Origin of the sequence: Ideonella azotifigens (genome assembly GCF_006519715.1) — a bacterium.
Classification (GTDB): Bacteria; Pseudomonadota; Gammaproteobacteria; order Burkholderiales; family Burkholderiaceae_C; genus Ideonella; species Ideonella azotifigens.
In genome coordinates this window covers 1-5247 of record NZ_VIDT01000399.1, presented here as the reverse complement: position 1 = coordinate 5247, position 5247 = coordinate 1, and the positions used below count along the sequence as shown (strand labels likewise).

The window sequence follows — 5247 nt, the reverse complement described above, 5'->3', positions numbered from 1 at the left end:
GAAACCCGGGCGCGTGTCGACCAGGCGAACGCGCAGCTGGAGGCCGCCGAGGCAGTTGCGGAACTGCAGGCCGCACGCCACGGTCTGGCGGCGCTGTGGGGCGACGAACAGCCCGGTTTCTCCGAAGTGACCGGCGATGCGAGCCAGCTGCCCAGCCCGGCGGCGCTGCATGAGCTGCGGCAACAGCTCGACGCCTCGCCGGCGCTGCAGGCCAGCCGCATCGAAGCCAGCCGCAGGCAGGCGATGGTGGAAGTCGAGCGCAGCAAGGCCGTGCCCGACATCACGCTCAGCCTGGGCGCCAAGCGCGACAACGAACTCGGCCGCACGCAGGCGGTCATCGGCGTGTCGATTCCTCTGCCGCTGTTCGACCGCAACCAGGGCAGCGTGCTCGAAGCCGGCAGGCGTGCGCTGCAGGCCGAAGATGCGCACCGCGCCACGCGCCTGCGGCTGCTGGGCGAGCTGCAGCAAGCCACCAGCCAGCTTGCGCTGGCCCGCAGCTCGGTGCAGACGCTGCAGGACACCGTGCTGCCGGCCGCGCAACGCGCCTTCGACGCGGCAAGCCAGGGCTTCGAGGCCGGCAAGTTCGGCTTCATCGACGTGATCGATGCCCAGCGCGCGCTGCTGCAGGCCCGCAGCCGCTACCTGAACACGCTGTCCGGCGCCCACCAGGCCGCCGCGACCATCGACCGCCTGCTCGGTCGCTAAACGCATTCCTTCCCATCATGGCAATCACTTCCAGACAACGCGTCGCGATGGCGCTCCTCATCGTGCTAGGCCTGCTCGGCACCGGCGCGGTGCTGATGACGGCACGGCACACCAGCGGCGAAGAAGCCGAGCACGCCGATCCACACGAGGGACAACATGAAGGTCAGCACGAGGACACACACGAAGACAAACCTGGCGACAAGGACGCACATGCGCCTGAAGCTCAAGCACATGGCGAGCATGAAGCGCACGAGGAGCACGAGGAAACGCGCATCTCGCTGAGCGCCGAGCAGATCAAGGCCGCAGGCATCACGCTGCAGGCCACCGGGCCGGGCCAGCTGCAGGCCAGCGCCGAGTTCCAGGGCGAGATCCGCTTCAACGACGACCGCACCTCCCACGTCGTGCCGCGCCTGGCCGGCGTGGTCGAGGCGGTGCATGCCGACCTCGGGCAGCAGGTGAAAAAAGGCGAGCTGCTGGCGACCGTTGCCAGCACCGCGCTGGCCGAGCAGCGCAGCGAATGGCTGACCGCGCAAAAGCGCCGCGACGCCGCACGCGTGAGCTTCGAGCGCGAGAAAAAGCTGTGGGAGGACAGGATCTCCGCCCAGCAGGATTTCCTGCAGGCGCAAAGCGCCTTGCAGGAGGCCGACATTGCCCTGCAGAACGCCGCGCAGAAACTGGCCGCGGTCGGTGCCACGGGCGCTTCGGCCGTGCTGAACCGCTTCGAGATCCGCGCGCCGTTTGCCGGCACCGTGGTGGAGAAGCACCTGAGCCTGGGCGAGGCCGTCAAGGAAGACGCCAGCATCTTCACCGTGTCCGACCTGAGCACCGTGTGGGCCGACTTCGCGGTGGCGCCCAAGGACTTGGGCACGGTGCGGGTGGGCCAGCGGGTCATCGTCTCCTCGACTGCATTCGACAGCAAGACCGAGGGCGTGATCGCCTACGTCGGCGCCCTGCTGGGTGAGCAGACCCGCACCGCCCGCGCCCGCGTGGCGCTGCGCAACCCCGGCGGCGCGTGGCGCCCGGGCCTGTTCGTCACCGTGGCGGTGCTGGGCGAGCAGCAGACGCTGCCACTGGTGGTGAATGCCGATGCGGTGCAGTCGGTCGAAGGGCAGAGCATGGTGTTCAAGGCAGTCGATGGCGGCTTCGCGGGCCAGCCGGTGAAGCTGGGCCGGTCGGACGGCCGCAGCGTCGAAGTGCTGGGTGGGCTGAAGGCCGGTGAACAGATCGCCGCGTCCAACACCTTTGTGTTGAAGGCCGAGCTGGGCAAGGGCTCGGCGGAACACGAACACTGAAGGAAGACGCATCCATGTTTGAACGCATCATCCGCTTCTGCATCGAGCAGCGCTGGCTGGTCATGCTGGCCGTGCTGGGCATGGCCGGGCTGGGCCTCTACAACTACACGCGCCTGCCAATTGACGCCGTGGTGGACATCTCCAATGTCCAGGTCGTCGTCAACACCGAGGCGCCCGGCTACTCGCCGCTGGAAGCCGAGCAGCGCATCACCTACCCCGTCGAGACCGTGATGGCCGGCCTGCCCGGCCTGGCGCAGACCCGCTCGCTGTCACGCTACGGCCTGTCCCAGGTCACGGTGATCTTCCAGGACGGCACCGACATCTACTTCGCCCGCCAGCTGGTCAACCAGCGGCTGCAGGAAGCCAGGGAGCGCCTGCCGGCCGGCATCACACCCAGTATGGGCCCGATCTCCACCGGCCTGGGCGAGATCTACCTGTGGACCGTCGAAGCAGCGCCCGGCGCCAAGAAGCCCGACGGCAGCGCCTACACGCCGACCGACCTGCGCGAGATCCAGGACTGGGTGGTCAAGCCGCAGCTGCGCAATGTGCCCGGCGTCACCGAGATCAACTCGATCGGCGGCTTCGAGAAGCAGTACGTGGTGGCGCCGAACCTGGAGCGGCTGGGGGCTCACGGCCTGAGCCTGGCCGACGTGGTGGCGGCGCTGGAGAAGAACAATGCCAACGAGGGCGCGGGCTACATCGAGCGGCGCGGCGAGCAGTACCTGGTGCGCGCGCCGGGCCAGGTCGCGTCGATGCAGGACATCCGCGACATCATCGTCGGCAGCGCGCAGGGCCAGCCGGTTCGCGTGGGCGACGTGGCCGAGGTCGAAATCGGACGCGAGCTGCGTACCGGTGCGGCCACCGAGGACGGCCAGGAGGTGGTGCTGGGCACCGTCTTCATGCTGATGGGCGAGAACAGCCGCAGCGTCTCGCGGGCGGTCGACAAGCAGATGAAGGCGATCAACCAGTCGCTGCCGGCCGGCGTGCGGGCGGTCACGGTGTATGACCGCACGGTGCTGGTCGACAAGGCCATCGCCACGGTGCAGAAGAACCTGCTCGAAGGCGCGGTGCTGGTGGTCGCGGTGCTGTTCCTCTTCCTCGGCAACATGCGCGCCGCGCTGATCACGGCGATGGTGATCCCGCTGTCCATGCTGTTCACCTTCAGCGGCATGGTCTCGTACCGCATCAGCGCCAACCTGATGAGCCTGGGCGCGCTGGACTTCGGCATCATCGTCGACGGGGCCGTGGTCATCATCGAAAACGCGGTGCGCCGGCTGTCCCATGCGCAGGCCCACAGAGGCCGGCCACTGACACGCTCGGAGCGCTTCCACGAGGTGTTTGCCGCGGCCAGGGAAGCCAGGCGGCCGCTGCTGTTCGGGCAGCTCATCATCATGGTGGTCTACGTGCCCATCCTGGCGCTCACCGGCGTGGAGGGCAAGATGTTCCACCCGATGGCCTTCACCGTGCTGCTGGCCTTGCTGGGCGCGATGCTGCTGTCCATCACCTTCGTGCCCGCGGCCATTGCGCTGTTCATCGGCCAACGCGTGGCGGAAAAGGAGAACCGGCTGATGCTGTGGGCCAGGCGCCGTTACGAGCCGGCCCTGAAGGCCTCGCTGGCCAACGCGCCGGTGGTCGCCACCTTCGCCGCGGTCGCGGTGCTGTTCTCGGTGGCGGTGGGCACCCGGCTGGGCAGCGAGTTCGTGCCCAACCTGAACGAGGGCGACTTCGCGATCCAGGCGCTGCGCATTCCCGGCACCAGCCTGACGCAGTCCGTCGCCATGCAGCAGCAGCTGGAGCGCCGTCTGAAGGCTCGCTTCCCCGAGATAGAGCGCATCTTCGCGCGCACCGGCACCGCAGAGATTGCCGCCGACCCGATGCCGCCCAACATCTCCGACGGCTACATCATGCTCAAGCCCATGGACCAGTGGCCCGCACCGCGCAAGACGCGCGACGAGCTGCTGGCCGCGATCCGCGAAGAAGCGGCCCTGGTGCCGGGCAACGCCTACGAGTTCTCGCAGCCCATCCAGCTGCGCTTCAACGAGCTGATCTCCGGCGTGCGCTCGGACGTGGCGGTGAAGCTGTTTGGCGACGACAACGAGGTGCTGAACACCACCGCCGCCCAGATCGCCGAGCGGCTGGGCCAGGTGCCCGGCGCCACCGAGGTCAAGGTCGAGCAGACCAGCGGCCTGCCGATGCTCTCGGTCAACATCGACCGGGCCAAGGCCACCCGCTACGGGCTGAACATGAACGAGGTTCAGGCCACCGTGGCCACCGCCATCGGCGGCCGCGAGGCCGGCACCTTCTTCCAGGGCGACCGGCGCTTCGACATCCTGGTGCGCCTGCCCGAGGCCGTGCGGCAGGACATCGACGCGCTGCGCCGCCTGCCCATTGCCCTGCCCAGGGGCAGCGGGCCGACGGCCTATGTGCCGCTGGGAGAACTCGCCACGCTGGAGCTGACGCCAGGCCCGAACCAGATCTCCCGCGAAGACGGCAAGCGGCGCGTGGTCGTCAGCGCCAACGTCACCGGGCGCGACCTCGGCTCCTTCGTCGGCGATGCCCAGGCCGCCATCGCCACCGTCAAGGTGCCAGCCGGCTACTGGACGGCCTGGGGCGGCACCTTCGAGCAACTGGCCTCGGCCACCCAGCGGCTGCAGCTGGTCGTGCCGCTGGCCTTGCTGATGGTGTTCGTGCTGCTGTTCACGATGTTCGGCAACGTCAAGGACGGGCTGCTGGTGTTCACCGGCATTCCGTTTGCACTCACCGGCGGCGTGCTGGCGCTGTGGCTGCGGGGCATTCCGCTGTCCATCTCGGCCGCGGTGGGCTTCATCGCGCTGTGCGGCGTGGCGGTGCTGAACGGCCTGGTGATGCTGTCCTTCATCCGCGGCCTGCGCGAAGAAGGCAGGAACCTGGACGACGCGATCTGGGAAGGCGCGTTGACACGGCTGCGGCCGGTCCTGATGACCGCCATGGTGGCCTCGCTGGGCTTTGTGCCGATGGCGCTGGCCACCGGCACCGGTGCGGAGGTGCAGCGCCCGCTGGCCACGGTGGTCATCGGCGGTATCCTGTCGTCCACGCTGCTGACCCTGCTGGTGCTGCCGGTGCTGTACCGCTGGGCGCACAGGCGCGATGAAGACGAGGTGCCGGCAGCCGCCGCCGTGCCGGCCTGATCCCGCGCCACCCCAGGTTTCCCATGTCCCTGCGACCCGCCCTCCCCGCGCTCACCGCGGCCTTGTTGTTCGGCGCCAGCACG

Annotated in this window: 3 protein-coding genes; all 3 read left to right on the top strand. The window is 68.9% G+C overall.

Annotated features, from left to right (window positions below; all coding sequences use genetic code 11):
* On the top strand, nucleotides 1-705 hold a 705-nt coding region (locus tag FKP22_RS20370; RefSeq protein ID WP_141289521.1), incomplete at its 5' end, for a TolC family protein.
* Nucleotides 706-722: 17 nt separating this feature from the next.
* On the top strand, nucleotides 723-1997 hold the full coding sequence (locus tag FKP22_RS20365; RefSeq protein WP_141289520.1) for an efflux RND transporter periplasmic adaptor subunit: 1275 nt from the start codon (nucleotides 723-725) through the stop codon (nucleotides 1995-1997).
* A 14-nt stretch (nucleotides 1998-2011) separates the two neighbouring features.
* Nucleotides 2012-5164 carry a CusA/CzcA family heavy metal efflux RND transporter gene (locus FKP22_RS20360; RefSeq protein WP_141289519.1) on the top strand — a complete coding sequence of 1051 codons (3153 nt, stop codon included), beginning with the start codon at nucleotides 2012-2014 and terminating at the stop codon, nucleotides 5162-5164.
* Nucleotides 5165-5247: the final 83 nt, after the last annotated feature.

What these genes read in the sequence shown, in the direction of transcription:
- FKP22_RS20365 (WP_141289520.1), top strand. Translation starts at nt 723, where the DNA reads ATGGCAATCACTTCCAGACAACGCGTCGCGATGGCGCTCCTCATCGTG.
- FKP22_RS20360 (WP_141289519.1), top strand. Translation starts at nt 2,012, where the DNA reads ATGTTTGAACGCATCATCCGCTTCTGCATCGAGCAGCGCTGGCTGGTC.